Annotated in this window: 22 protein-coding genes; 14 read left to right on the plus strand and 8 right to left on the minus strand. The window is 54.7% G+C overall.

From position 1 onward, the window contains the following. From ANT_RS12540 to ANT_RS12550, 3 genes are read right to left on the minus strand one after another with little or no spacing between them, the layout of a single operon-like run. The gene (locus tag ANT_RS12540; RefSeq protein WP_013560897.1) at nucleotides 1-1,293 is read right to left on the minus strand and encodes a M16 family metallopeptidase; all 1,293 of its coding nucleotides are present in this window, start codon (nucleotides 1,291-1,293) and stop codon (nucleotides 1-3) included. After that, nucleotides 1,290-2,588: a M16 family metallopeptidase gene (locus ANT_RS12545; protein WP_041455660.1), complete on the minus strand. Its 1,299-nt coding sequence runs from the start codon at nucleotides 2,586-2,588 to the stop codon at nucleotides 1,290-1,292. Before ANT_RS12545 ends, ANT_RS12540 begins: the two co-directional genes overlap by 4 nt. Nucleotides 2,589-2,608: 20 nt before the next feature. Continuing rightward, nucleotides 2,609-3,241, minus strand: a complete 633-nt coding sequence (locus ANT_RS12550) for a hypothetical protein (RefSeq protein WP_041455033.1) — start codon at nucleotides 3,239-3,241, stop codon at nucleotides 2,609-2,611. A gap of 117 nt (nucleotides 3,242-3,358) precedes the next feature. On the opposite strand from ANT_RS12550, the gene ANT_RS12555 reads away from it, so the two are divergent. From ANT_RS12555 to ANT_RS12575, 5 genes are all read left to right on the plus strand, one after another. Further along, nucleotides 3,359-4,732 carry an FAD-dependent oxidoreductase gene (locus ANT_RS12555; protein ID WP_013560900.1) on the plus strand — a complete coding sequence of 458 codons (1,374 nt, stop codon included), beginning with the start codon at nucleotides 3,359-3,361 and terminating at the stop codon, nucleotides 4,730-4,732. 209 nt (nucleotides 4,733-4,941) lie between these two features. Then, the gene (locus tag ANT_RS12560) at nucleotides 4,942-5,463 is read left to right on the plus strand and encodes a hypothetical protein (RefSeq protein ID WP_013560901.1); all 522 of its coding nucleotides are present in this window, start codon (nucleotides 4,942-4,944) and stop codon (nucleotides 5,461-5,463) included. Nucleotides 5,464-5,562: 99 nt separating this feature from the next. Beyond that, nucleotides 5,563-6,096, plus strand: a complete 534-nt coding sequence (locus tag ANT_RS12565; protein WP_013560902.1) for a ferritin family protein — start codon at nucleotides 5,563-5,565, stop codon at nucleotides 6,094-6,096. Between the two features lie 22 nt (nucleotides 6,097-6,118). After that, nucleotides 6,119-6,532, plus strand: a complete 414-nt coding sequence (locus ANT_RS12570) for a bacteriohemerythrin (protein WP_013560903.1) — start codon at nucleotides 6,119-6,121, stop codon at nucleotides 6,530-6,532. Next, a complete protein-coding gene (locus ANT_RS12575; protein ID WP_013560904.1) occupies nucleotides 6,513-7,931 on the plus strand; it encodes a glycerate kinase type-2 family protein in 1,419 nt (472 codons plus the stop codon). Before ANT_RS12570 ends, ANT_RS12575 begins: the two co-directional genes overlap by 20 nt. Here ANT_RS12575 and ANT_RS12580 read toward each other — a convergent pair. From ANT_RS12580 to ANT_RS12595, 4 genes are read right to left on the minus strand one after another with little or no spacing between them, the layout of a single operon-like run. After that, the gene (locus ANT_RS12580; RefSeq protein WP_013560905.1) at nucleotides 7,928-8,908 is read right to left on the minus strand and encodes a LysM peptidoglycan-binding domain-containing protein; all 981 of its coding nucleotides are present in this window, start codon (nucleotides 8,906-8,908) and stop codon (nucleotides 7,928-7,930) included. The genes ANT_RS12575 and ANT_RS12580 overlap by 4 nt on opposite strands. After that, entirely contained in the window at nucleotides 8,905-9,528 is a 624-nt protein-coding gene (locus ANT_RS12585; RefSeq protein ID WP_013560906.1) for a TetR/AcrR family transcriptional regulator, read from the minus strand. The genes ANT_RS12580 and ANT_RS12585 overlap by 4 nt, the downstream gene beginning before the upstream one ends. Nucleotides 9,529-9,560: 32 nt before the next feature. Further along, nucleotides 9,561-11,171, minus strand: coding sequence for an L-lactate permease (locus tag ANT_RS12590; protein ID WP_041455035.1), 1,611 nt, complete (start codon nucleotides 11,169-11,171; stop codon nucleotides 9,561-9,563). A 23-nt stretch (nucleotides 11,172-11,194) separates the two neighbouring features. After that, nucleotides 11,195-12,106 (minus strand): radical SAM protein, encoded by a 912-nt coding sequence (locus tag ANT_RS12595; protein WP_013560908.1) that lies wholly within the window; start codon nucleotides 12,104-12,106, stop codon nucleotides 11,195-11,197. A gap of 152 nt (nucleotides 12,107-12,258) precedes the next feature. On the opposite strand from ANT_RS12595, the gene ANT_RS12600 reads away from it, so the two are divergent. Then, complete coding sequence (locus tag ANT_RS12600; RefSeq protein ID WP_197534065.1) at nucleotides 12,259-13,320, plus strand: fatty acid desaturase; 1,062 nt, start codon at nucleotides 12,259-12,261, stop codon at nucleotides 13,318-13,320. A gap of 54 nt (nucleotides 13,321-13,374) precedes the next feature. Here the strand turns inward: ANT_RS12600 and secA are convergent, their stop codons facing one another. Beyond that, nucleotides 13,375-17,463 (minus strand): preprotein translocase subunit SecA, encoded by a 4,089-nt coding sequence (secA, locus tag ANT_RS18015; protein ID WP_013560910.1) that lies wholly within the window; start codon nucleotides 17,461-17,463, stop codon nucleotides 13,375-13,377. Between the two features lie 150 nt (nucleotides 17,464-17,613). Between secA and ANT_RS12610 the strand changes: the two genes are divergently transcribed. The 8 genes from ANT_RS12610 to ANT_RS12645 all read left to right on the plus strand — a co-directional run bounded on the left by ANT_RS12610 (nucleotide 17,614) and on the right by ANT_RS12645 (nucleotide 23,987). After that, complete coding sequence (locus ANT_RS12610) at nucleotides 17,614-18,417, plus strand: TFIIB-type zinc ribbon-containing protein (RefSeq protein WP_013560911.1); 804 nt, start codon at nucleotides 17,614-17,616, stop codon at nucleotides 18,415-18,417. After that, nucleotides 18,414-19,445: a TFIIB-type zinc ribbon-containing protein gene (locus ANT_RS12615; RefSeq protein ID WP_013560912.1), complete on the plus strand. Its 1,032-nt coding sequence runs from the start codon at nucleotides 18,414-18,416 to the stop codon at nucleotides 19,443-19,445. Before ANT_RS12610 ends, ANT_RS12615 begins: the two co-directional genes overlap by 4 nt. Next, nucleotides 19,442-19,984: a hypothetical protein gene (locus ANT_RS12620; RefSeq protein ID WP_013560913.1), complete on the plus strand. Its 543-nt coding sequence runs from the start codon at nucleotides 19,442-19,444 to the stop codon at nucleotides 19,982-19,984. Before ANT_RS12615 ends, ANT_RS12620 begins: the two co-directional genes overlap by 4 nt. Continuing rightward, nucleotides 19,963-20,991 (plus strand): phospholipase D-like domain-containing protein, encoded by a 1,029-nt coding sequence (locus ANT_RS12625; RefSeq protein WP_013560914.1) that lies wholly within the window; start codon nucleotides 19,963-19,965, stop codon nucleotides 20,989-20,991. Before ANT_RS12620 ends, ANT_RS12625 begins: the two co-directional genes overlap by 22 nt. An 87-nt stretch (nucleotides 20,992-21,078) precedes the next feature. Continuing rightward, a complete protein-coding gene (locus ANT_RS12630) occupies nucleotides 21,079-21,558 on the plus strand; it encodes a peptidylprolyl isomerase (RefSeq protein ID WP_013560915.1) in 480 nt (159 codons plus the stop codon). A gap of 25 nt (nucleotides 21,559-21,583) precedes the next feature. After that, nucleotides 21,584-22,090 carry a hypothetical protein gene (locus ANT_RS12635; protein ID WP_013560916.1) on the plus strand — a complete coding sequence of 169 codons (507 nt, stop codon included), beginning with the start codon at nucleotides 21,584-21,586 and terminating at the stop codon, nucleotides 22,088-22,090. Between the two features lie 71 nt (nucleotides 22,091-22,161). Next, nucleotides 22,162-22,533: a hypothetical protein gene (locus ANT_RS12640; RefSeq protein WP_013560917.1), complete on the plus strand. Its 372-nt coding sequence runs from the start codon at nucleotides 22,162-22,164 to the stop codon at nucleotides 22,531-22,533. 41 nt (nucleotides 22,534-22,574) lie between these two features. Next, nucleotides 22,575-23,987, plus strand: a complete 1,413-nt coding sequence (locus tag ANT_RS12645; RefSeq protein WP_013560918.1) for a DUF8173 domain-containing protein — start codon at nucleotides 22,575-22,577, stop codon at nucleotides 23,985-23,987. The last annotated feature ends 2 nt before the right edge of the window (nucleotides 23,988-23,989 follow it).

Here is a 23,989-nt window from a genome sequence, read left to right on the forward strand (position 1 = left end):
TCACTCCATGGGGGGACCCGCGCTGATAATGGCAAACCGTTCCGGGTCCAGCCAACGGCGGGCAACTTCGAGAATTTGTTCGGGGGTCACACTCTCCACCAGCGCCGGATAACGTTTATAGTAATCCAAGCCCAACTGAAAACGCTCCAGATTCAGGATGGCATGGGCAACCCCCGCATTGGACTCCAGAGAGAGCGGCAACCGTCCCAGATAGTGCGACTGACTGTCGCGCAGTTCCTCCCAACTGACCGGCTCAGCAATGAAACGGCGAATCTCCGCCAGGATGAGGTCAATGGCACGCTGGAGATTTGCCGGGTTGACCCCTGCCGTGACTTCCCAGGTGCCGGCGTCCTTCCAGGCGTTCAAACTGGTGCTGGCTTCGTAGGCTAAGCCTTCCTGTTCGCGCACCACATTGCCAATCCGCCCCATCAGCCCAAACTGCCCGAGGATGTTATTTCCCAGAGAGGCGGGCATGAAATCCGGCGAGAGGCGTGAAGGTCCCAGCGTGCCCATCACCAGTTCGGTTTGCACCTTGCCCGGGAGTGCAATATGGCTGCGCACGCTCTGAGCAAGGGGAGCAACCGCCGGAATTTCAGGAAAAGCCGGCTGAAGAGGGTTTTGCCAATCACCAAGCGTGCGCTGAACCTCTTCCAGAACCTGCTCGGCAGATACTGCCCCTACAATGACCAGGGTCATCCCGCGCGGCCCAAAGTAATGGCGGTGAAAAGCCAGTAAATCTTCGCGGGTAATCCGGGCAATGGTATGACGGGTTCCATCGGTAGGCTTGCCAAAGGGATGATTGGGGAAAAGGACTTCATCGAACATCATTTCGGCGCGGTCTGCCGGATCCTGGTCACGAATGGCGATACCGGTGAGAATTTGACGACGCAGACGCTCAATGGGCTTTTGGGGGAAGCGCGGAATACGCAAGCATTCCGCCAGCAAACTCAGCAACAGAGGGAGATCCTCTGCCAGCGCCCGACCGCCAAAGTTAATGTTATACACACTGGCGCCAAATCCCAAAGATGCCCCTGCCGACTCAAGCAAATTGAAAATCTGCTGGAAATGATGACGTTCTGTTCCACGCGTCAGCCCCAATGCAGTAAAGTGGGCTAACCCCAGTTTTTCGGGAGGGTCAAACAGTCCCCCAGCCGGTAAATAGCCGCTTAATGTAACCGAAGCGCTTTCAAAGTTGCTTCTAACCAGCACAACGATACCGTTAGGTAATTCAACACGGGTGATATCCTCCGGACCGGGCAGAGTCTGCAAAATCTCCGGACGCGCCAGGCTCATGGAGCACCTCCTGGAAGGTTTCCTTCAGGGAGATAAAATCCGACCACTCTTCCCTGGGGAGTCAACACCTGCTGGGCTACCCGCTGAACATCCATGGGGGTTACCTGACTCAGCCGATCCAGATAATGCACAAACCAGTCGTAATGATCAAACATTTCAGCATATCCCAACCAGAAAGCCTGGTTGGTGATGTTTTCGCTGCCATAGGCAAAGAGGGCACGGGCTTGCTTAATCGCACGTTGAATCTCTTTCGATGTCACTGGAGTTTCCATCAGCCTTACAATCTGCTCATCGAAGGCTCTCAGCGTCTGATCGGGGTGATATACCGGCGGAAGTGTGATGGTGATTTCAAAGAGGAAAGGATCGATGGTGGCTTGCACCCCCCCGCCAACGCCAACCGCCAGTTCTTTTTCAACCAGCGCACGGTACAACCGGCTGGTTTTGTTGGAAATTCCACCGCCGCCAAACATATTCAAACTGGCAGGTCCGGAGAGCAAACTGTCAATCACCATTAAAACGGCAAAATCAGGATGCGCCGCCGGGAGCGCCCGATAGGCTACCTGAATATAAGCCGTCTCCCCGGGACCGTGAACTTCCAGTCGTTTCTCTCCCGAAGGGGACGGTTCGACGGGAATATTACGAGGGGGAATCTCCCCCGCCGGAAGGCTTTCATACACCTCACGTACCCGCTGGAGCATCTCCTCCAGACGAAAGTCTCCAGCGATGGCAATCAGAGCATTGTTGGGGACATAATACTGACGGTAATGCTGAACCAAATCCTCGAGGGTGATCTGAAGCAAATCCTCGCGGTTGCCAATCACCTCGTTGCGATACGGGTGATGCTGAAAACTGGCTTGCTGAACAGCGCGTCCCAACTGGAAAAGCGGCTCATTTTCATTGCCCTCCAGTTCAGAGAGGATGACCGTACGCTCGGCTTCCACCATGGCAGGGTCAAAAACGCTGTTGATCATCCGATCGGCTTCCAGTTCCAGCGCCAGCCCAATGCGATCGGCGGGGAGCGTTTCATAATAAGTTGTCCAGTCCAGATAGGTAAAGGCATTCCACACTCCACCTTCCCGCGAGATGGCTTTATCCAGCACAGAGGGCGGAAAACGGGGCGTCCCTTTGAATTGTAAATGCTCCACCCAGTGAGACAATCCCGTCTTCCCGGGCACTTCATTTCGAGAACCCACCCGATACCAGACCCAGTGACTGATGAGCGGGGCAGTGTGAATCTCTTTCAGATGCACCGTCAAGCCGTTGGCGAGCTTTGTGAACAGAGTCGGTGAGTCCATGTGACCTTTTGTAAGGTGAATCATCGAAAGAGTGAATCGCACAGCGAGCCTGCGGCGGAGCGGCAGAGCAGTTCACCCCAGGAATCCGGCAGGTCGTCGAGCATCTTGTAGTACGGACGCACCACTTCCTGTAAGCCTACAAAAGGCTGGTGCAATTCCGTCTGGCTGAGCGGAATGTCCACCTGCACGTTAAGGTTGACAGGAATCATCTGATCAACCGGCACGTCCAGGTTAAGCGCCACGGGCAAACGCGTCCCTGCAGGCAACACAATATCCGCTGGAGCGTTGCGGATGGTCAGCCCGCCGGTTGTCAATTCCCGGACGGTTGCGCCCTGCAGGAAGGTATCTTCTGTCAGCACGACCACTGTTTCGGTCTCCAGGGGCAGGGTAAAACGCGCCGGAACTTCTGTACTGACAGGGATGGTAGTGCGGATATGCGCCTGATCCATCAGGATAAAATTGCGGTATAAGCCGCCCAGTACCTGATCCTGAATAACCCGTTTGAGAGTGAACAGTTGGGTTGCCAGCACCAGTAACACGATGACCAAAATCAGGTTGACGATCAGAGAAAGGATGCTGGCAATTGTCCAGAAAGCCGGTGCAATTTTCAATGAAGCGAGCGAAAAAGAGGATTTGGGAGAATTTTCAGACAAAGGTTGTGTGCTATCCATAAGTTAATTTATAGCATGACTTTTAAAAACGAACGGATCAAACCAATAGGGGTATAATACATCCAAGTTGTGCTCATTTGTGCAGGGAGGGCTTGCTTTGTGGAAAAGATTCAACCTGTCACCACACATCTGGTAGCCGTAATCGGCGCCGGCCCGGCGGGGTTATTCGCCTCCCGGGAACTGGCTGAAAATGGCGTGAGGGTGTTTTTGTTCAACCGCGATATCAAACCGGGGGGTCTGGCAGAATACGGCATTTACCCGACTAAACTGCGCATGAAAGCCGGTTTGCGCACCCAGTTCAAACAAATTCTGGAACGGGATGGGATTGAGTACTACGGGAACGTAACCATTGGAACTCAAGGCGATCTCACTCTGGAACAATTGAAAGCAATGGGCTTTAGCGCCCTGCTGGTTGCGGTAGGCGCACAGGGTACAAAGCAGTTGGGAATCCCCGGGGAAGACCTGCGCGGTGTCTATCACGCCAAAGATCTCGTCTATCACTACAACCGGCTACCACCGTACAGTGAAAAGGTTTTTGAAATCGGCAAACGCGTTGCGGTGATTGGCGTGGGGAATGTCATGCTGGATATTACTCAATGGCTGCTACGCGTACGGCGTGTGGATGAGGTCATCGCCGTTGCCCGCCGCGGACCCGCCGAAGTCAAATTCGACCCCAAGGAACTGGAGCATGTGATTAACTGTCTGGATGTGGAAGCGGTTGAGATGGAACTGAACCGCGTCACCCCACAAATGGTCAGCCTTGGCCAGGATCCCAATCAAATGCGCAGTTTGATTCGCACCCTGCTGGAAAAGGATCATGTGGAAGAGGGATGCGGAGGAGCATCCTTCCGCCTGCAATTCCTGGCTTCGCCGGTGCGCATTCTTGGGGACGAAAATGGGCGTGTGTGCGGACTGGAAGTAGAACAGACCATGCTCTATCGTCAGGACAACGGCGAGGTCATCGCGCGGGGAATGGGAAAGTATATTACCCTGGAGGTGGATACGGTCATTTTTGCTATTGGGGATCGCGTGGACCCTGCATTGGGATTACCTGTAGAAGGAAATGAGTTTGTCAAGAACCCGCAACCGCGATTTCCAGTAGAAGGCATCAGTTACGAAGCCTATGACCCTGCCGCTCAACGCCCCATTCAGGGCGTGTTTGTGGCTGGCTGGGCACGCAAAGCCAGCACTGGTCTGGTTGGCATTGCCCGCAAAGACGGTATCAATGCCGCAAGAGCGGTCCTGCAGTATTTGGGCACGTTGCCTTTCCCCGAGTCACTGAGTCTGGAAACCATCCGTCAGCAAATTTTGAACCTTCCACATCCGGTAGTCACCCTGCCCTACCTGAAGCGTCTGGAAGAAGCAGAACGTCAACGCGCTGAGGAATTAGGGGTAGAGGATTTCAAGTTCGAGCATAACCTGGACATGCTTGCCGCTATGGGGCTGATTAAGTCACTCGCCCGGGAGACTTGATCATTCAGGAAACGTTTTCACAACCTCACCTCGCCGGTGAGGTTGTGCTTTGCTGATTGTTTGTAACCATATTTCAATACTAAATTTTCCATTGCGGGTTTAAGATAATAATGAAACGGTAAGGTGTCTTTTTCAAAACCTATCAGAGATTTTCGGTATTTTGGATATTGATTAGACAGAATCTAGTTATCGTCCCTGGAGTTGGGTCCATGAATGCTGAATTTCCAACCATTCAAAAACTGTTTGACCAGACCATTGCACTCCAAAAAGCCTCTGAAGCCTTTTACAGCCGGCTCACGGCTTTATTTACCTATTATTCCTCAGAAATTGCCGATTTCTGGAAACGCTTTTCTGAAGAGGATCATCAGGCAGCCGTTTTTCTCGAAACCATTCGGAACCGTTTACCCAGAGAAAGACTGGAGCAAATTGCCGATCCGGGAATCTTCCACCGGGTACAGAAATGTCTGGAAGACACGCTGATTCTCACGGGAAAACCCATTGACAATCTGGAAGAGGCTTACCGGATTGCTTTACAGTTAGAAGGGTTGGAGAATCATGCCATCTATGAATTCATGGTGCTGAATTTTGCCCCGCAAGAAATTACCCAACCCTCTGGAATCGCGCATTTGAAAACTCACGAACGCATTCATCAGTTGAAGCAAAACCTTCCGGAAGCCTTTCGCACTTCTGCATCCCGCAGAAAGATTAACGCGAACAAGGAAAACCCTTAACCTTTATTATCCATTTCATAACATTTTTTATTGATCCTCGAGATTTTATGTTATTATAATTAATATTGTCTGACAACAGAATCTTTCTCGAGAGAGCGCATGTCTGAAACAACTCCTTCGACTTTAGAAAAGGCCTTGCAAAAAGCCGTTCAACTGGAACGCATGACAGGTACACTTTACCTGCAATTTACCCGCTTGTTCGACCACCACCCAGAAATTTGCCAGTTCTGGAAAGAGTACGCCACCGAAGAAGAAGAACATGCCGCTTATCTGGAGAAGTTAAGAGAGGGGCTTCCTGAACATCGGCGAAAAGAGCCGGTTGATCCTGACCTTGACAGAAGACTCAACCACTGCTTACAAAAGATGGGAGAGATTTCCCCGGAGAAAATCCTCACCCTGCGAGACGCGCATCAACTGGCAGTAGAAATTGAAAATTCCGAGACCAATTCCATCTTTGAGTTTTTTGTTCTCCATCTTTCGCCAGACCATTCCACTTCCCATATAGAGTTCTTACGCGAACAATTAAACAATCATCTTCAAAGATTGGAAGCAGACTTCCCGGAAGCCTACCGTGGAATTTTTGCACAGCGTAACACCCTTACCCATCACAAAAACCAGGATAAAACCTTTTAGATTAGAGTTTAAGGAGAAAACCATGGCAGGCAAAATGTTCAACTTTGATGTCGAATTTAAACTGGGAATTGACTCTGTAGATCAGGAGCATCAAGTCCTGGTGGACTTGTTGAACCAGGTGTATGAACTGATTGGCGAAGGAAAACGGGATGAAGCCCGCAAGTACTTCAACGAAACCCTTTCTCGTTACGTTCACGAGCATTTTTCTCATGAAGAAGCCTTCATGGAGCAAATTGGTTTTCCCCAAATAGAGGAACACCGCAAAATCCACGAAAATTTCCGCAATTCGTTCGAAGCCCTGAAACCTTCGATTGAATCGGCAGATGATACGGCTTTCCGAAAAGCCCTCAACGATGCTTTCACCTGGATTATTACCCACATCGGTAAAACAGACAAACGCTACGCTCAGTTCTATCATGCGTCCAGACCATCCTGAGTTTTCTCCGGGGAACAGAGAATATCCTGCTGGCAAGGTAACTCTTACCCCTTTTACGGTGGATCGTTCTCCCATTCGAGAGACGGTCCGCCGTATTTTGAACGCCGCCTTAAAAGCAGTAGACCCCGCGCAGGCGGTGCAGCGTTTCGTCCACCGGACGGAGGGTTGTCTTACGGTACATTCTGCATCCTGGAATCTCTCAACTTTCCGGCGGGTCCGTCTACTGGCGATTGGTAAAGCCGCCGAACCCATGGCACAGGCGACGGCAGAGATTCTGGGAGAATACCTGCATGACGGGTTGATGATTGTCAAGAGCGGTTCCCGCTCCGATCAACCCATTTCCCCAAAAATCGCCTGCCTGGAATCTTCCCATCCCATCCCTGATGAGCGCAGTGTGCAGACTGGGGAACGAATTTGCGAATTTTTACGCGAATCAACCTCTGAAGATTTTTATTTCATTCTGCTTTCCGGTGGCGCCTCAGCACTGGCAACCCTGCCGGCTCAGGGGGTCTCACTTACCGACATCCAATACCTTACCCAACTGCTTTTACGCTGCGGGGCAGACATCCGACAAATCAACACCCTGCGAAAGCACCTCGACCGCCTCAAAGGGGGGGGAATTGCTCGCCTGCTCTATCCGGCGCAGGCTGTGTGTCTGGTGCTTTCGGATGTACTGGGCGACCCGCTGGACGTAATTGCTTCGGGACCTGCTGTCGCCGACCCCAGCACCTACGCCAATGCATGGGAAATCCTTCGCCAGTATGACCTTGAACGAGAAATTCCCGAATCGGTCAGGCAAATTCTCCGTAATGGGATGAATGGACACCTTCCCGAAACTCCCAAGCCCGGCGATGCCCTTTTTGAAAAGGTATTCACCACAGTTATTGGAAGCAACCGTATTGCCGCTGAAGCCGCACGCCAGCAAGCCCAGGAGGAAGGATTCCACACAGCCATCCTCACCACCTTCCTTCAGGGCGAAGCCTCAGTGGCAGGTCAGTTCCTCGCCGCCATTGCCCGGGAAGAAGTTCTGCACCAGTCGCCTCTGCCCTTACCCGCCTGCCTGATTTGCGGCGGCGAGACCACCGTGACTGTAAAAGGGGAGGGGAAAGGGGGACGAAATCAGGAACTGGCGCTGGGGGCAGTAGAAGGCATGGACGGCTTGAGTGCCCTGCTCGTCACACTGGCGACCGACGGAGGAGATGGCCCGACCGATGCCGCGGGGGCTGTGGTGAGCGGCGAGACGCTGTCCCGCGCCCGCGCGCTGGGCATGAGCCCTGCGGATTACCTGAAACGCAACGATGCCTACACGTTCTTTGAAGCCCTGGGGGATTTAATCAAAACCGGTCCAACCCGCACCAACGTCAACGACCTGGCATTCGTGTTTGTCTGGAAGGACTAAGGACGGGCTTCTACCAGCACTTCAACAGAGGAAATAGGCGCACCTGCGCTGTACACTGTTGCCTTGAAGGGAACACTCTGATCGCCCTGAGCAGGCGCAGGCATATCCACACGCCGAACACCTACCGGTTTACCCGCTCCATCAAAAGCCTGAAGCGCCAGCCAGAGCACCTGAGCCGTAACCGAAGATTCTCCCAGGATAATGTTTCCCCCAATCACCGCACTCTTACCGTCAGAGGCGATTTGTACCTGCTCTACCTCAACCGCAGCAGGCAGGTAGCGCACGTCTTCTGCAGGAACAGGGTGCGCCATGCGCAGTTCTGCCGCCACCTGCGGGGATTCAGGGAAAGGCGCAGGGAAATACGCGCTGAGTACCAGGCGTTTCCCGGCAGGCAAGAGATTAAGCGGAGCATACGCTGTGCGCTCCAGCAACTCTCCCTGAGCATTGCCGGAAACCCGGATCACCGCCACCACATCTTCCAGCGCCTGCTCCAGCGGATTTTGCACCACAACAAAGCACCACGCTCCGCCATCCAGCGCGGGATGACACACCGGCTCGCCCAACACCAGGGGTTGAGGGGTAGGACTGGGCACCTGCCCGGTAGGAGTGGGCAATCCCGCGGCAGGGATAATCAATACCGTGCCTACACTCATCACCCGCGGATTGACTGTGGGATTGGCTTCCAGCAGGGCTTGGGGGGCAATGCCGTAACGCAGGGCAATGCCAAACATATCCTCGCCCTTCTTCACCACATGGCGAATCGGCGTAGGGGTGGGGGAAGGCAAAGGCAGAGTGAGCGTCGGCGAAGCCTGTGGAGTTGGACTGGGCGTGCGAGTGCGGTAGAGAACAAGCGTCCCTGCAGGGGTAAACGTGGGGAAATTCTCCCCTGCAGGCGTCGGAGGGGCTGTGCACCCCATTGCCCACCCGATGAAAAATATCAGCAGGCTTCCAAGAATCCACTGCCGCCAGGTTCTCATACAGACTTTTCGGGAGTTTTCACCTTCAGCAGGCTCAGGAAAGCGTCAAACACGGCGCTCATCTTTACCTGCTCAGGATGAAAGAGCCATTGAATTTGCAAACCATCCATCAACGCCACCACCATCGCCGCCAGTTCTTCCGCAGAGACATCGTTACGGATTTCCCCTCTTTGCTGAGATTGGCGCAGCAATTCGACTATTGAGTCACGCACCTGCTGATAGCGCGCCGAGAAATAGCCATGCGCCGGATGATCCGGCTGAAGACTCTCAGCGGCTAACACAATAAATAACTGCACCAAACCGGGCACAGTTTCATTGTGCGCCACCAGCGCGCGCAGCCCTTCCAGCAGATTGCGGCGCTCTTCCAGAACATCCTGTCCAAAGCGCTCACGATCCACCCGGTCGCGCTCTTCCAGAACAGCGATGAGCAAATGTTCCTTGCTGGGGAAGTGGTGTAACAGCCCCGGCTCACTCATGCCCACAGCCTGGGCGATCTCCGCCAATTTGGCACCCCGATAGCCGTACTCGGCAAACAAGCGCGAGGCTTCGCGGATAATTTTTTCACGGCTTGCGCGGCGGCGTTCCGCCTGCGTGCGCCGTGGAGAACTTTTTTCTGCCATACGGCTAATTATAACCCAGCCAATCCCTCGGACTATGGGAAAAGGGATTTGACGGGTTCAGCCAGCCCCAAGACCAGCAAGCCCGCCAGCGTCACCAGAGCCAAACTGTGGAAAAGGATGAAGCGCAAAACATCCCCTTCTTTGCCTTTCAGGTTGACCGCCGTTCCTGCCACCACAATGCTCTGGGCATTAATCATCTTCCCCATCACCCCGCCCGCGCTATTGGCGGCAGACATCCACACTTCGGACAAACCCAGTTGCCCGGCGGTGATCCGCTGAAGACTGCCGAACAGGACGTTTGACGAAGTATCTGACCCGGTGATGAACACTCCCAACCAGCCCAGCCAGGTGCCAAAAAACGGATACAGCACGCCGGTTTGGGCAAAAGCCAGCCCCATGGCGGCGTCCATCCCCGCAAAGCGCAGGACAAACCCCATTGCCATCATCGTGCACAGGCTTAAGAGAGAGTCTTTCACCCGTCTGAAGGTCTGTCCGTATTGACGAAGGAGTTCTGCCGGTGAAAAGCCCATCAATAACCCTGCCAGAATACCCGCCAGCAGAATCGCCGTCCCGGAAGCGGAGAGCCACGGCAGGTTAAACACAGCATCTTCCACGCGCGGCTGAGGCACTACCGGGGGGATGCGCTGTACCAATCCATGCAGTCCCGGTACGGGAATGCGAATCAGTGTCCACGAATCCAGAAAAGCACGCACCTGAGGGATGCCCCAAAGGAACACCAGAACGGTCAGAACCATCCACGGCATCCATGCCTGCCAGACCTTGTGGGACGGCAACTTTTCCGCAGGGATCGAAGCGGTATCCCTCATTTCATTTCGCGGCTTCCACACCCGCAGGAAAAGCACCAGCGCTCCCATGGATACCACCGAGGAAAAGATATTGACCAGCCAGGGACCGTGAAGAAATGCCACCAGCACCTGCACTCCCGCAAACGTTCCGCCGGCAACCAGCAGGGCGGGCAAAACTTCCAGCATGCGTTTCCACCCCACCCATGCCGCCACCATCCAGAAGGGAATCAGGACATCGAAGAGCGTCAATTGCAGGGCAGTGGCTCGGGTGAGCGCTTGCAAATCCAGTCCGGTGACCGTTTGCAGGGCAATTAAGGGCGTACCCAACCCGGCATACGGTACAGGCGCGGTATTTGCCAGCAGAGAGAGCCCTGCGGCGGTCAGCGGCGGGAATCCAAGACCCACCAGCAACGAAGCCGAAACCGCCACCGGCGTACCAAACCCCGCCGCGCCTTCCAGAAACGCCCCCAAACAAAACGCCACCAGCACCAACTGCAAACGCCGATCTGAGGTAAGGCGCATCAGACTTTGCTGAAGGATCTGGAATAGCCCTTTTTGCTCGGTCAGGCGGAAAAGAAAAAGAACATTCAAGACAATCCACCCCACCGGCAGGAAGCCATACGCCATGCCAAACAGCGCGCTGGCAAACGCCATGCCAAGAGGCATGCCAAACACCCCCACCGCCAGCAGGAAAGCCAGCGCCAGCCCCAGTCCAGCAGCATGTAACACCCTCAACCGTAGAATCCCCAGCGCAATCAACAACAAAGCCGCTGGTAAAAACGCTACCAGCGCAGAGAGCAGGGGAGCATGCAGCGGGTCATAAACCTGAGTCCACATAAGCAGTTTGGTTTTGTATAGAATTATTCGTCCAAACGGTTCAAGCCTGCGCACCGGGCTTCTTCGCGGGCTTGATACACCTCTTCCAGCGTCACCCGCCGGTTGAGAAGCGGAAAGCGTTCGGCAAGAAATTCGGGACGGTACTGTCCCATCACATTCACGTACGTATTGGGCGAGATTTCCTCTGCCAGGAATTTCATGATCTCACGGGTGCCGGCAAGGCGGTGAGGCAAAACGAGATGACGCACCAGCAAACCCCGCTCGGCAAGTCCCTGGGCATTGATTTTCAAGTCTCCCACCTGACGGTGCATTTCCCGCACCGCCGCGCGGTTTACCTGCGGGTAATCCTTCACTCCGGAGTACTGCTTTGCCACCGCCGCATCGGCGTATTTCATATCGGGCATATAGATATCCACTACCCCATCCAGCAATTGCAGGGCTTCCAGCGCATCGTACCCGCCCGTGTTGTACACCAGCGGAAGCCGCAATCCCGCCTGTGCCGCCAGGAACACCCCTGCCAGAATCTGCGGGACGACATGGCTGGGAGATACCAGATTGATGTTGTGGCACCCCATCGCCTGCAGGCGCAGGAAAATCTGCGCTAACTGTTCAGGGGTGACTTCCATGCCCTCATCGGTCTGACTGATATCGTGGTTCTGACAGAAAACACAGCGCAAATTACAGCGGTTGAAGAAAACCGTCCCCGAGCCCTTCCAACCGCTCAGCGGACGCTCTTCGCCGTAGTGCGGACCGTAACTGGCAACACGGGCTTGTTCACCCGTGTGGCACACCCCCCGTTTGCCTGCCAGACGGTTTACCCGACAACGCCGCGGACACCACTCGCAGGATTCAAGCCCGGCGTAGGCTCGCTGGACCCTTTCCTGCAATTCTCCGCTTTCCAATAGTTTCCAATAAGCGGGGACAAAAGCCGTCATCGCTTTTATTGTAATCCATCCTTTTCATCTGGTCATACGGGAAGAAGACCAGTCATAATCCATACCCTCTTGAGGTTATATCTCACAATATGACTCCAGTTAGTTCTGTTTTTCTTCCTTTGCAAGTATGCTGGGAAGCAGGAGAAACCTGTATGGAAACTTTAACGTTACCCACCCTCAAAAACCACCCCGCCATTGAAACGGAACCGCCGGTTAAAAAATTGCCCACCATGAAAGAGTTAAACCCTCTTCTCTTGCCCTTTCAAAAGCCTGAGTGGAAACCCGCCATCTGGCAACTGATCAATACCCTGGTGCCGTTCTTTGCCCTGCTTGGATTGATGGGCGCCAGTTTACAGATGAGTTACTGGCTGACCCTCTTGCTGGCGTTACCCACAGCGGGCTTTCTGGTCCGTATCTTCATCCTCTTCCACGATTGTGGACACAATTCATTTACCCCTTCCCGCAAAGCCAACAAAATCATTGGATTTATCCTGGGCGTCATTACCCTGACCCCTTCGGAGCAGTGGTGGAAATCGCATGCTATCCATCACGCTACCAGTGGCAATCTGGACAAACGCGGCGTCGGTGATGTGACCACCCTGACAGTAGAAGAATACCGTGCCAAACCCTGGATTGAGCGCATGGGGTACGCCCTGTTTCGCTTCCCCTTCATCATGTTTGGACTGGGACCCATCTGGATGTTCATTATCGCCCACCGCTTTGCCCTGCCGCGCTTTTCAAAAAAGGAAACCTTGAGTGTGGTGTGGACCAACATCGCGCTGATTTTCTACCTGGGTGGACTCAGCCTGTTGTTTGGCGGGGTGTGGAACATGGTCAAGGTGCTCTTACCGGTGTTCTGGCTGGCAGGCATGTTCGGCATCTGGCTGTTCTACGTCCAGCATCAGTTTGAGGGCGTGTACTGGGCACCGGATACCGAGTGGGATTACGTTGCCTCGGCACTCAAAGGTGCATCCTATTACCGATTGCCCAAAGTCCTGCAGTTCTTCTCAGGGAATATCGGTTTCCATCACATTCACCATCTCAGCCCGCGCATTCCCAACTACCAACTGGAAGCCTGCTACAAGAGCAACCCCATCTTCCAGATTGAAGTAACTGAAATTGGCTTTTTGGAAGCGCTGAAGACCGTGCGGCTGAAACTCATTGACACTGCCCGCAACAATCAAATGGTTACCTTCCAGGATATTCTGGGCTAAAACAGACTGTTCTTAAACAAAGCCGCCGAAGGATTGCCTTCGGCGGTTGACTTTTTAACGACGTTTGTGGCGTTTTTTTCCGCTCCGAGCAGGGGAAGAGACAGGCGTATTGCCATTGTTTCCTGCAGCAGGCAAAACCTCTGCACTCGGAGCAGATGCACCGGCAGACACCGACTCTCGCGGACGAATGTTGAACATGCGGGCAATCACCCCCATGCGAATATCGGCGAGCAACTGTGAGAACATCTCCGAAGCGCGGCTCTTGTACTGCACCAGCGGATCACGCTGAGCATAGGCTTCCAGCCCAATTGAGACACGCAGGGCTTCCACCCGCGTCAGGTAATCCACCCACAACTCTGAAATCACGCTGAGCAAGAGGGAACGCTGGATTTCATTGGCGCGCCACCAGCCCAGTATTTCTTTCAGAATGCCGCGCTGTTCGTCAGTCAGAGTCTCCAGCGGTGCATCCAGCGCCTCTTCTCCAAGCGATTCCACGATATATGGATGAAGCCGTGCATCCAGCTGGCGCAGAGTTTGGCGCAACTGGGTCAGAGTGTAATAATCCACCTCGCCGTAGATTTCTTCCAGAAATTCCTGTGCGCCCTGCAAATGCTCCAGCACCCGCTGAGTGATGGAATTAGGGTCAGCATCGCCCAGCATCTTTGCCGCCAGATACACCCAGCGCAGGCGGGAAACTTGCTGAACTCCCTGGCGGTGCGTACGGCGGTCGAACACCATGCGCGTCCCTGTGGAAATGCGAGCGAGTAAATTGAGAATAAGTTGTTCATCCTGCCAATTGGTCTCTTCATCCAGCGATTGGACTGCGTTGTCCAGATCGCTCACCACCTGCCCATTTGCGCCAAACAAACGTTCGCGCTGACGCGAGAGGTAGGCTTCCACCTCACCCAGCAGAGCCTCGACGGCTTCGTCCCAATCCATATCACTGAAACGGTTCGGACGCAGGTTGAGCGACTCTCCCAGGCGGCGCTCAACAGCACCAATGACGCGACTCAAGTTCAGGTTGAACAAATGAGTTTCAATTTGCTCACGGAGATGCTCTTTGAGTTTTTCAGGATCGCTGTCCAGCCAGCGCAGGGCTTCTCCGCTCAGCCGGAAATTGGGCAGTCGTGCCAGTGCTACCAGTTCTTCAGCATACTCGGCAGGACGACGCTGAGGCATTTCTTCCTTGCGGTCGTCAAGGGTCTCAAAGAAGTTTTCCACCCCTTCCATGCGTTCATCCACCTGCGTCTGGATGGATTCACCCGTTTTCTCCAGCAAATCCCGCAGGGAGTGAATGAGGTGCTGACTCTCGGCGTCAAAGGCTTCCTCGGCAATTCCCAGCACGGCATTGCGCAAATACCCCTGCGAAGGATTTGATTTGACCCGCGCCTGCACTTCATCCACCAGCAAGCGCAGGGTGAAGGACGGATAAATTCGCCCGCCCCATTGCAAAGGCGGCTGGACATCCTCAAGGAACGCCAGCAGTTTCCAGGGACCTTCTTCCTGCTTCAGCGCCTGCGGCACGCGCTCCGCCAGTTCGGTCTTGAGCATGTCCTCAATGTCTTCGCTCAAGTCCACCTTGGTGAAAACGCGGTCGCGCTGTTCGTAAATGCGCTTGCGCTGAGAGTTCAGCACATCGTCGTACTCCAGCAGGTGTTTGCGCACATCAAAGTTCGCGCCTTCCACACGTTCCTGCGACTGCTCTACCAGCCGCCCAACCACTCCGCTTTCGATGGGCATGCTCTCGTCAATATTCAATCGCTCCATCAACCCCGTCACCTGCTGACCACCGAACAGGCGCATGAGTTCATCATCCAGCGCCAGGTAGAAGCGCGAGGAGCCCGGGTCGCCCTGACGGGCGGCGCGCCCGCGCAACTGATTGTCAATGCGGCGGGCTTCGTGGCGTTCAGAGCCAATCACATGCAAACCGCCCAGTTCGCGCACCTTTTCCATCTCTTCCATGTATTGCAGGAAAGCGCGCACCTGCTCTTCGTAAATTCCGTACTCTTCAGGCGGTATCTGCAAGAGAGCCTGGCGGCGCTCTTCGTTGGTCATGTTGTAGGCGTCGTATCCGGCACGCGCCAGCACGCGGTTGGTATCGCCGAGAATCTCTTCGTCCAGTTCGCCGCCCAGTTTGATGTCCACACCGCGCCCTGCCATGTTGGTGGCAATGGTCACTGCGCCAAAAGCGCCGGCGCGGGCAATGATTTGCGACTCTTCGTCATGCTTGCGGGCATTCAGAACCTGATGAGGAATTCCGCCCTGCAAAGCGCGCTGGAGACGGCTCAAATCGTACCCTTCCACGCCCAGGATGCGCGCCAGCCGCTGGATGTTCTGCGGCTCTTCCACGTTAAACGACATGGACAGGTTGAGGGTGCGCGCCAATTGCCGCAGTTCGCCGGTTTCAATCTCTTCCAGTTTGCGGTACAGCGGTTGCAGTTCAGGAATGGCGCGCTCGATAATCTCAATCTTACGCGATTCAATGTACATGTCGCGCAGGAGTTGAATTTGTGCCAGTTTGCGCAGGTAATCGGCATCCAAACGGCGGGAAAGGCGTTCGGAATGTTCCACCGAAGTCGTACCTACCAGTTGCGGTCTGCCGATGACGTAATACTTGAGAATTTCCATGGTAATGGCGCGCAGTTTGGCTTCTTCGGTGCGGAACACCACATCGGGGTAATCCTTGCGCTTCCAGAAGATGGGACGCTTCTGCGGATCATCACGGCGGGCGTAGTAGGTAAATTTATATCCCTCGGGGTCTTTGGCTTCAACAGGGATGTAAGGGGAATTGGGACGGCTGGCAAGGTACTCCAGGTTGGTTGGGATGGGAAGCACATCCAGTTTATAAATTTTGTAAAACTCTTCCGACTCGGTTTCTGCCGTACCGCTCATTCCCGCCAGTTTCTGATACATGCGGAAGTAATTCTGAATGGTAATGGTCGCGTAGGTGACATTTTCGGGTTCAACCTTGACACCCTCTTTGGCTTCCACTGCCTGATGCAACCCTTCCGACCAGCGTCTGCCGGGCATGAGTCGCCCGGTAAACTCGTCAATGATGATGACCTTGCCGCCCTGCACCAGATAATCCTTGTTGCGTTTGTAAAGGAACTGCGCCCGCAGGGCTTGTTCCAGGTATCCCAGCAGGCGGGCTTGTTCGGGATTAATGTCTTCAGGGCGCTCAGGGTCGCGCAGGGGCTGTCCCAGCAGGGCTTCCACATGGGCTTCGCCCACCTCGGTCAGGGTGACGGTACGATTCTTCTCGTCAATCTCATAATCCTCGGGGTTCAACTGCTTGACCACTGCCGCCATGCGCACGTACCATTCGGACTCATCCTGCGCCGGACCGGAGATAATCAACGGTGTGCGGGCTTCGTCAATGAGGATGTTGTCGACCTCGTCCACGATGGCGTAGTAATGTCCGCGCTGGACGCGGTCTTCCAGGCGCATGGCAAGGTTATCGCGCAGGTAGTCAAAACCAAACTCGCTGTTCGTCCCGTAGGTGATGTCGGCTTTATAGGCTTCAGCCCGGGAGACCATCTGAAGTTGATGCTGATCCTCATGGGGTGAAGTCTTTTTCAAGTCCACCAGGAAGGCACTGCGTCCGTTATCGGTACGCGCCGCCATCTGAAGCACACCGACAGACATGCCCAGCGCCTGATAAATGGGCGCCATCCAGCGGGCATCGCGGCGCGCCAGATAATCGTTGACGGTCACCAGATGCACCCCGCGCCCGGTCAGGGCGTTGAGGTACAGTGGCAGAGTTGCCACCAGCGTCTTGCCTTCGCCAGTGCGCATTTCGGCAATGCGTCCGTAGTGCAAAACCATGCCGCCAATCAACTGCACATCGTAATGGCGCAAACCAAGGGTGCGCTTGGAAGCCTCGCGCACGGCGGCAAAGGCTTGCGGCAAAATCTCGTTCAGCGCAGTTTGCTCTGCCTGATAGCGTTCTTTTTCATCCTCAATTCCTTCCACTGCAGTGCGAATGTAGGCACGAAACTCATCCGTCTTGGCGCGCAGGGCGTCATCGCTCAGTTTTTCAAACTCGGCTTCCAGCGCGTTGATTTGATCGACAATCTGCGCCAGCCGTTCGATTTCTCGTTTGTTCGGATCCAACCCTAAAAAATTGACCAGTTTCTTAAACATACCCAAAACCTCTGATGCTGGATTATAGCACAGGGCAAACCCGCCCCTGGTGAATAAATGCTCGAAAAGATTAAGGAATTTCTCATCCGAAAGAGTCAAAGTTTTGTCAACATTCTCCCAATCTGGTGAAAAATCTTCTATAATGCAGGTATGGATTCCCCGCTCCCGTCAACCACCCTGACCTGCACCCAATGTGGCGGAGAACTGCACCCTGATGAAGGGCAGGTTTTTCTCACCTGCCCGTACTGCAGTGCCACCGTGTATGTGGATAAAAGCCGTGTGGTCTTCCACTGGTACGTAGCGCCTACACTGGACGAATCCCAAGCCCGCGCCGCTCTGTACCGCTGGATGTCCGGCAATGAGACAGTCAAGGATCTGGATCAGAAATCGCAGGTGGTGGACGTGCAGTTCCAGTATTTCCCATTATGGTATTTGCGGGTGAAACAAAACGGCGGGGAAATTATCCGTCTCCAGCCTGCCGCGGCAACCGCTCAAACCGAAGTAGCGCACCTGCAAATCCCCGCTGGCGACCTGCGCCGTTACGAGTCCTCACTGGATGCGCGCGCGGTACAGCCAACCGTGCCATTGGATGCGGCGCTGGAGTGGACAGCCCAAAGCCAGGAGAAACTCGAAGTCCTGGAAAGTGCACTGGTGCATGTGCCGCTGTACGTCTTCCGCTATGTATTTCGCGGGAAACCCTTCACCGCGATTGTAGACGGCTCGAGCGCGCGGGTGCTGGCAAACCTCTATCCCGCCAAAGATGAACTGCCTTACCGCACGGTCGGTGCAGTCGCCGCGGGGGTGTACCTTTGTCTGGCGTTGATTCCTGTCATAATGGGGCTGGTGAGCGGCGGAGAAAACGCCACCGCAGGGTTTTTCATCTGCACCGGCTTGGGGGTTGTCATCGCCCCGCTCTTATTGATGTGGGCATTGTGGGTTGCGGCAAAAGTATGAGCACACAAGCATTGCACGGCTTAACCTGTCCACGCTGCGGCGGCACTGTCCCCGTGCCTGAAGGGCAACGGCTGGTGATTTGCCCATACTGCGACCTGCGTTCAGTGGTCAGTGGTGAGGGCGGGGTACGGCGCTATCAGGTGCCTTTGCGGGTGGAACGCGAAGCAGCCGAAAAAGCCTTTCGAGCCTTCCTGTCCAGCAGTCCCTCCATTGCCTCCGGCGTAACTCGCGAAGCGCAATTAAGTGAGATATTCCTGGTGTACCTGCCATTCTGGTCAGCATGGGGAAAGGGTGTAGCCTGGGCGTTTGGTCAACAGCGGGTCGGCTCGGGAGATAACGCCCGTTACGAACCGCGCGAACGTCGCGCCACTGCCGAACTCATCTGGACACAGGTGGCTTGCGATGTCGGCGAGTTCGGCGTGCAACGCATTGAACTGAAAGGCTGTCCGCTCGAACCCTTTGACCCCGAAGCCCTGCACCGCAAAGGCATGGTATTTGAGCCGGTCGGCTCGCCTCAGCAAGCCCTGCAGGAAGCCCAACAGTCTTTCGAGAATCATATTCAGGGAAAGGTTTCTCTCTCCCGTACCGCGCAGGTCTTCACCCGCATCCTCAACCCGCGGCTGGGGCTGGTGTACTATCCCATCTGGGTGGTGCGCTACCTGCATAAACAGCGTGCCTACCAGGTGGTGATCGATGGATATCACGGCAACGTGCTGTACGGCAAAGCCCCGGGCAACCTGCTGATGCGCGCCCTTACCCTGGTTGGCGGTATGGCTTTTGGCGCTTTCCTGGCAGTAGATGTTCCTGCACTGATTGTTTCCCTCTCGGGCGACGAGGATATCCTTGGACTGGCGCTGATTGCCCTGGGTATCGGACTGGCACTGATGTTTGGCGGGTATCAGCGCTTCCGCCATGGCGAACATTACGAATATCACCGTCTCAAAGGTGAACCTTCTGCCCTGCTGGAACTGGGAGAAAACACCGACCTCTCGCAATTTGTCAAGGCACTTCGGGAGTGGAACGAATGACGCAACCCGTACGATTGATTCCGCTGTTGTGTCCCCATTGCCAAAACCCCATCCCTGCCCAACCCGATGAGGTGGCGTGGGTCTGTACTAACTGCCAGAAGGGTTTACTGCTGGATGAAAGCAAAGGCGCGGTGCCGCTGAACATTTTTTTCCATGCCGGGCTTTCCGCAGGAAAAACCGGCGCGCCCTTCTGGGTGACGCGCGGACGGGTTGTGTTTCAACAGCGGGAGACCTATCGAGGAAATGAGAAAAAAGCCATGCAAGCCTTCTGGGCAGAGCCGCGCCTCTTTGCCATTCCTGCCTATGCCCTGCCTCTGGAAGAGGCTATCGCCCTGGGGGTAAAATTTTTACAACAGCCTCTTAAGATGGAAGCGGGCAAACCTGCGCCTTTCCTGCCCATTGTGGTTTCCCCGCAGGATGTGCATCCCCTGGCAGAATTTATTGTGATGAGCATAGAAGCCGAGCGCAAAGATGCCCTGCGACAGTTAACCTTCACGCTTTCTCTGGAGCCTCTGCAATGCTGGATTCTTCCCGTCTGAAATCTGTCCTGCTGGCAACCCTCGTGCTGCTGGCGGGGGTTCTGGCTGCCTGCGAAAAGCCTGTCCCTTCTCAATCTGCCATCACGGCCTACTTCACCAACCCGGTTTCGCCGGCGCAAAATCAAGCCCTGCAAAATGCACTGGTAGATTCGCTGAACAACGCCAGCACTTCGGTTGATATTGCCATGTACAACTTTAATCTGCTGGAAGTGGGTAATGCTCTGCGCAACGCCCGCCAAAACGGCGTAAAGGTGCGCCTGGTGGTGGACTCGGACGCCCTGGACAGCAACCTGCTCCAGCAACTGCGCAGAGAAGGGTTTGAAGTGCTAGGCGACCGCCGGGAAACGTTAATGCACAACAAGTTTATCGTCATCGACCGGAAAATCGTCTGGACGGGTTCATTGAACCTGACCTACGGCGGGTTGACCAACGACGAGAACAATCTGGTGTGCATTGAATCGCCCGAACTGGCACAGCGCTACACCGAAGAATTTAATGAGATGTTCGAAGAGGACGTTTTTGGCGGCGGAGAACCTCTGGGAGCGCGCTCTGCGCTTTCCCTGAACGGCAGTGATGCCTGGCTGTATTTTTCTCCCGAAGACCGTCCCTCTCAAGCCATCGTGGATCGCGTGAAGCAAGCCCAAACCTCCATTGACATTCTGGCTTACAACTTTACCCTGAACGACTTACGCGACGCTCTGCTGGAAGCCGCTCATCGCGGGCTGGATGTACGCATTGTATTCGACGCTGATCAAGCCGCTTCCACCGGCGGGGAGTATTCAACCTTGAAGAATGCCGGGCTGGATGTGCGTCTGGATGGGGCTTCTGGACTGATGCACCACAAGGCCATCATCCTGGACAGGAACACGGTCATCTTTGGCTCATACAACTTCACCCGCAGTGCCGACCTGAACAATGATGAAAATGTGTTGATCATTGACAACAAAGAACTGGCAAAACAGTTTCGCCAAACGTTTGAACGAATTTATTCCCAAGCACAACCTTAACAATGGGTTAAGCGTGCAGGATTTCTCATCCAAACCCCAACGATGAGCATATAATCAAAGAGACAAACTTACTTTCTGGAGACTCTCATGAAACAATGGAAAACTCCTCCCGCGATGATGATTGACCCCACAAAAACCTACTACGCCACCATTGAGACAGAAAAAGGCAACATCGAACTGGAACTGTATCCGCAATACGCGCCCAAGACGGTCAACAACTTTGTGTTTCTGGCACAGGAAGGTTTCTACGACGGGGTGTCTTTTCATCGCGTGATTGCCAACTTCGTCATTCAGGGCGGAGACCCTACCGGTACCGGCGCTGGCGGACCGGGATACCGCTTCGAAGACGAGGTAAAAAATAACCCCCTCAAACATGAGCGCGGAGTGATCTCCATGGCAAACGCCGGACCCAACACCAACGGCAGTCAGTTCTTCATCACCCACTCCCCACAACCCCACCTGAACGGACGTCATACTGTGTTCGGCAAGGTGATTAAGGGCATGGAGGTTGTGGACGCCATTCGTCAGGGCGACAAAATGCTGAAGGTGACCGTCCGCGCCGGATAAGGTTCATCCTTCTGGCGCAAAAGACATGTCTTTCTTTGAAACCCTGTTTGAACGTTACGAGTTACCCCCCTTCATTCTGGCATTCGTCTTTGTTGCGGCAGGGCTGGGTACGGCGTATCTTCTCGGGCAGGTGCACACCCTGACCTGCGAGCGCACCGCAGAACGCCAGAATTGCCGAATAGATGTCTCCTGGATGGGCATCCTGCCCCTACGTCATCAAACCCTGCCCCGGCTGGAAGGTGCATGGGTGGATGAATCCTGCGATGAGGATGGATGCACTTATCGGGTTGTGTTGCAAACAGTAAGCGCCGATTTTCCTTTAGGGGTGGGTTACTCTTCGGGAAAAGCATCTAAAGAAGAAATCGTTCAAAAGATTCAGGCTTTTGTGAAAAACCCTGCTCAGCCTGTGCTGGAAGTCAAAACAGGGGGTGGGTTGTGGATTTTGTTCCCTCTGGTCTTCTTATTGACCGGATTCTGGTTGGGAATTTCACCCTTCCTCTCAACCCTCTTTCCTGTTCAAAATAAGCCTTAACCTGCAACCTTTTGAAACAGGAATCGTAAACAATACTGGAACAGCACAAAGGGCTGGAAAGGTAGTTGGTTATGGAAAACCCGCAGGAAACCCCTTCATCTTCCAAAAGCAGTTGGGATGAGGTTGCCAGCGAATTAAGCGCGCTGGGTAACAGCCTTGCCAAAGCCTTCTCGGCATTGTGGACTCGGGTTGAATCGAGTGAGGAAGCCCGCCAGGTCAAAGAAGGACTGGAATCGGCACTTCAACAGGTGGAACAAGCCTTAAAAGAAGCCGCCGAAACCCCTGAAGCGCAGGAGGTCAAACTTCATGCCCGTAACACTCTGGAGCATTTGCGCACGGCGGGGGAGCAAACTGTGCAGGAAGTTCAACCCCAAATCGTGGAAGGCTTACAAAAACTCAACGATGAACTGGAACACCTCATCGAGCAGTTAAGGCAGAAATAACGCTTCGGCGAATTTAAGTTTTATCCAAAGGAGAGAGACTTATGAAACCCATTCGTGTTTCGAGTGTGGCATGGTTCGCCATGCTGATTCTGGGCGTTTGTCTGCTGGGGCTTCGTGTTCAGCCCGTGCAGGCAGCCGTGGTTGATGAAGACGGCAATGTCGGCGCTAAAGAGGTGATTCAGGATGACCTGATTATTGGGGGACAAAACGTCATCATTGACGGCACCGTGAACGGTGCCGTACTGGCTTCAGCCGAGCGCATTGTGGTCAACGGCACCATCAACGGCGACCTGTTCATGTTTGGACAAACGGTGCTGCTTGCCGAAAACGGGAAGGTCAGTGGGAATGTCTTCATCGGAGCGCAGTCCGGCGAGGTACGCGGGAAGGTAGGGGGCAGTGTATTCACCGGCGCCACCTCTTTGCTGGTGGGAAGCCAGGCGCGTATTGAGCGCAATCTGTACTTCGGCGGCTACAGTCTGGAGACGCTCAACGGCTCGGTCATCAAGATTGACGCGCTGGTCGGCGCTTATCAGATCATCCATGCCGGTGAAATCCAGCAAAACCTCAAAGGTGGGGTTGCCGGTGCAGAGTTGAAAGGCAAAGTGGGCAAAGACGTCAAACTGGACGTTGCTGCCCCTGGAGAAACCGGCTCCAATTTCTGGATGTTCTGGTATCAGCCCGGTATGCCGAAAGCCATTGAGCCGGGACTGCGGGTTGCGCCGGAAGCCGTCATCGGCGGGGATTTGACCTACACCAGCCCAGCCGAACAAGCCAGCGCCATTCAGGCTCGCCCCAAAGGGCAGGTGATTTATCAAACCCCCACCCCAGCAGAAAAAGCGCCTCAAAAATCCCCATTACAGCGCTGGGAAGAGCATCCAGTGCTCAAAACCCTGTTGGGGCTGGTGCGCAACCTCATCGTCCTGCTGATTTTGGGCGGGCTGGCGCTCTGGTTGATTCCCGGAATCTTCCACAAGACGGCGGACATGGCGAACGCCAAGCCTCTGCCCTCGGCTGGCGTGGGTATTCTCACCCTGCTGGGCGGGTATGCCGGGGCAATTCTGGCAGGTTTGCTCCTCCTTGCCATTGGCGTTATCCTCAGCCTGATTACCCTGGGCGGACTGAGCAACGCCATTTTCGGCATTGGGTTCTCGGCACTTGCCCTGCTCGTGGCTATCTTCACCTTGCTGGTGGGGTATGGCAGTAAACTGGTGGTCTCGTTCTGGGTAGGCAAACAGTTACTGGAAAAGACCGCCCCGCAAACCCGCAATCTCCACATCTGGGCGCTGGTGCTGGGCGTGGCGCTGTATGCCATCGTGCGCGCGATTCCCTTCATTGGATGGCTGATAGGGTTGATTGCTACTCTCATCGGGTTAGGCGCCATGTGGTACACCTATCAGAGCAGAAAAGCGCCAACGCCGGAAGTGGTTCCTGCCCCCCTTCCCGAACAGGGATAGTC

This window comes from Anaerolinea thermophila UNI-1, assembly GCF_000199675.1.
In the GTDB taxonomy this organism is placed as follows: domain Bacteria; phylum Chloroflexota; class Anaerolineae; order Anaerolineales; family Anaerolineaceae; genus Anaerolinea; species Anaerolinea thermophila.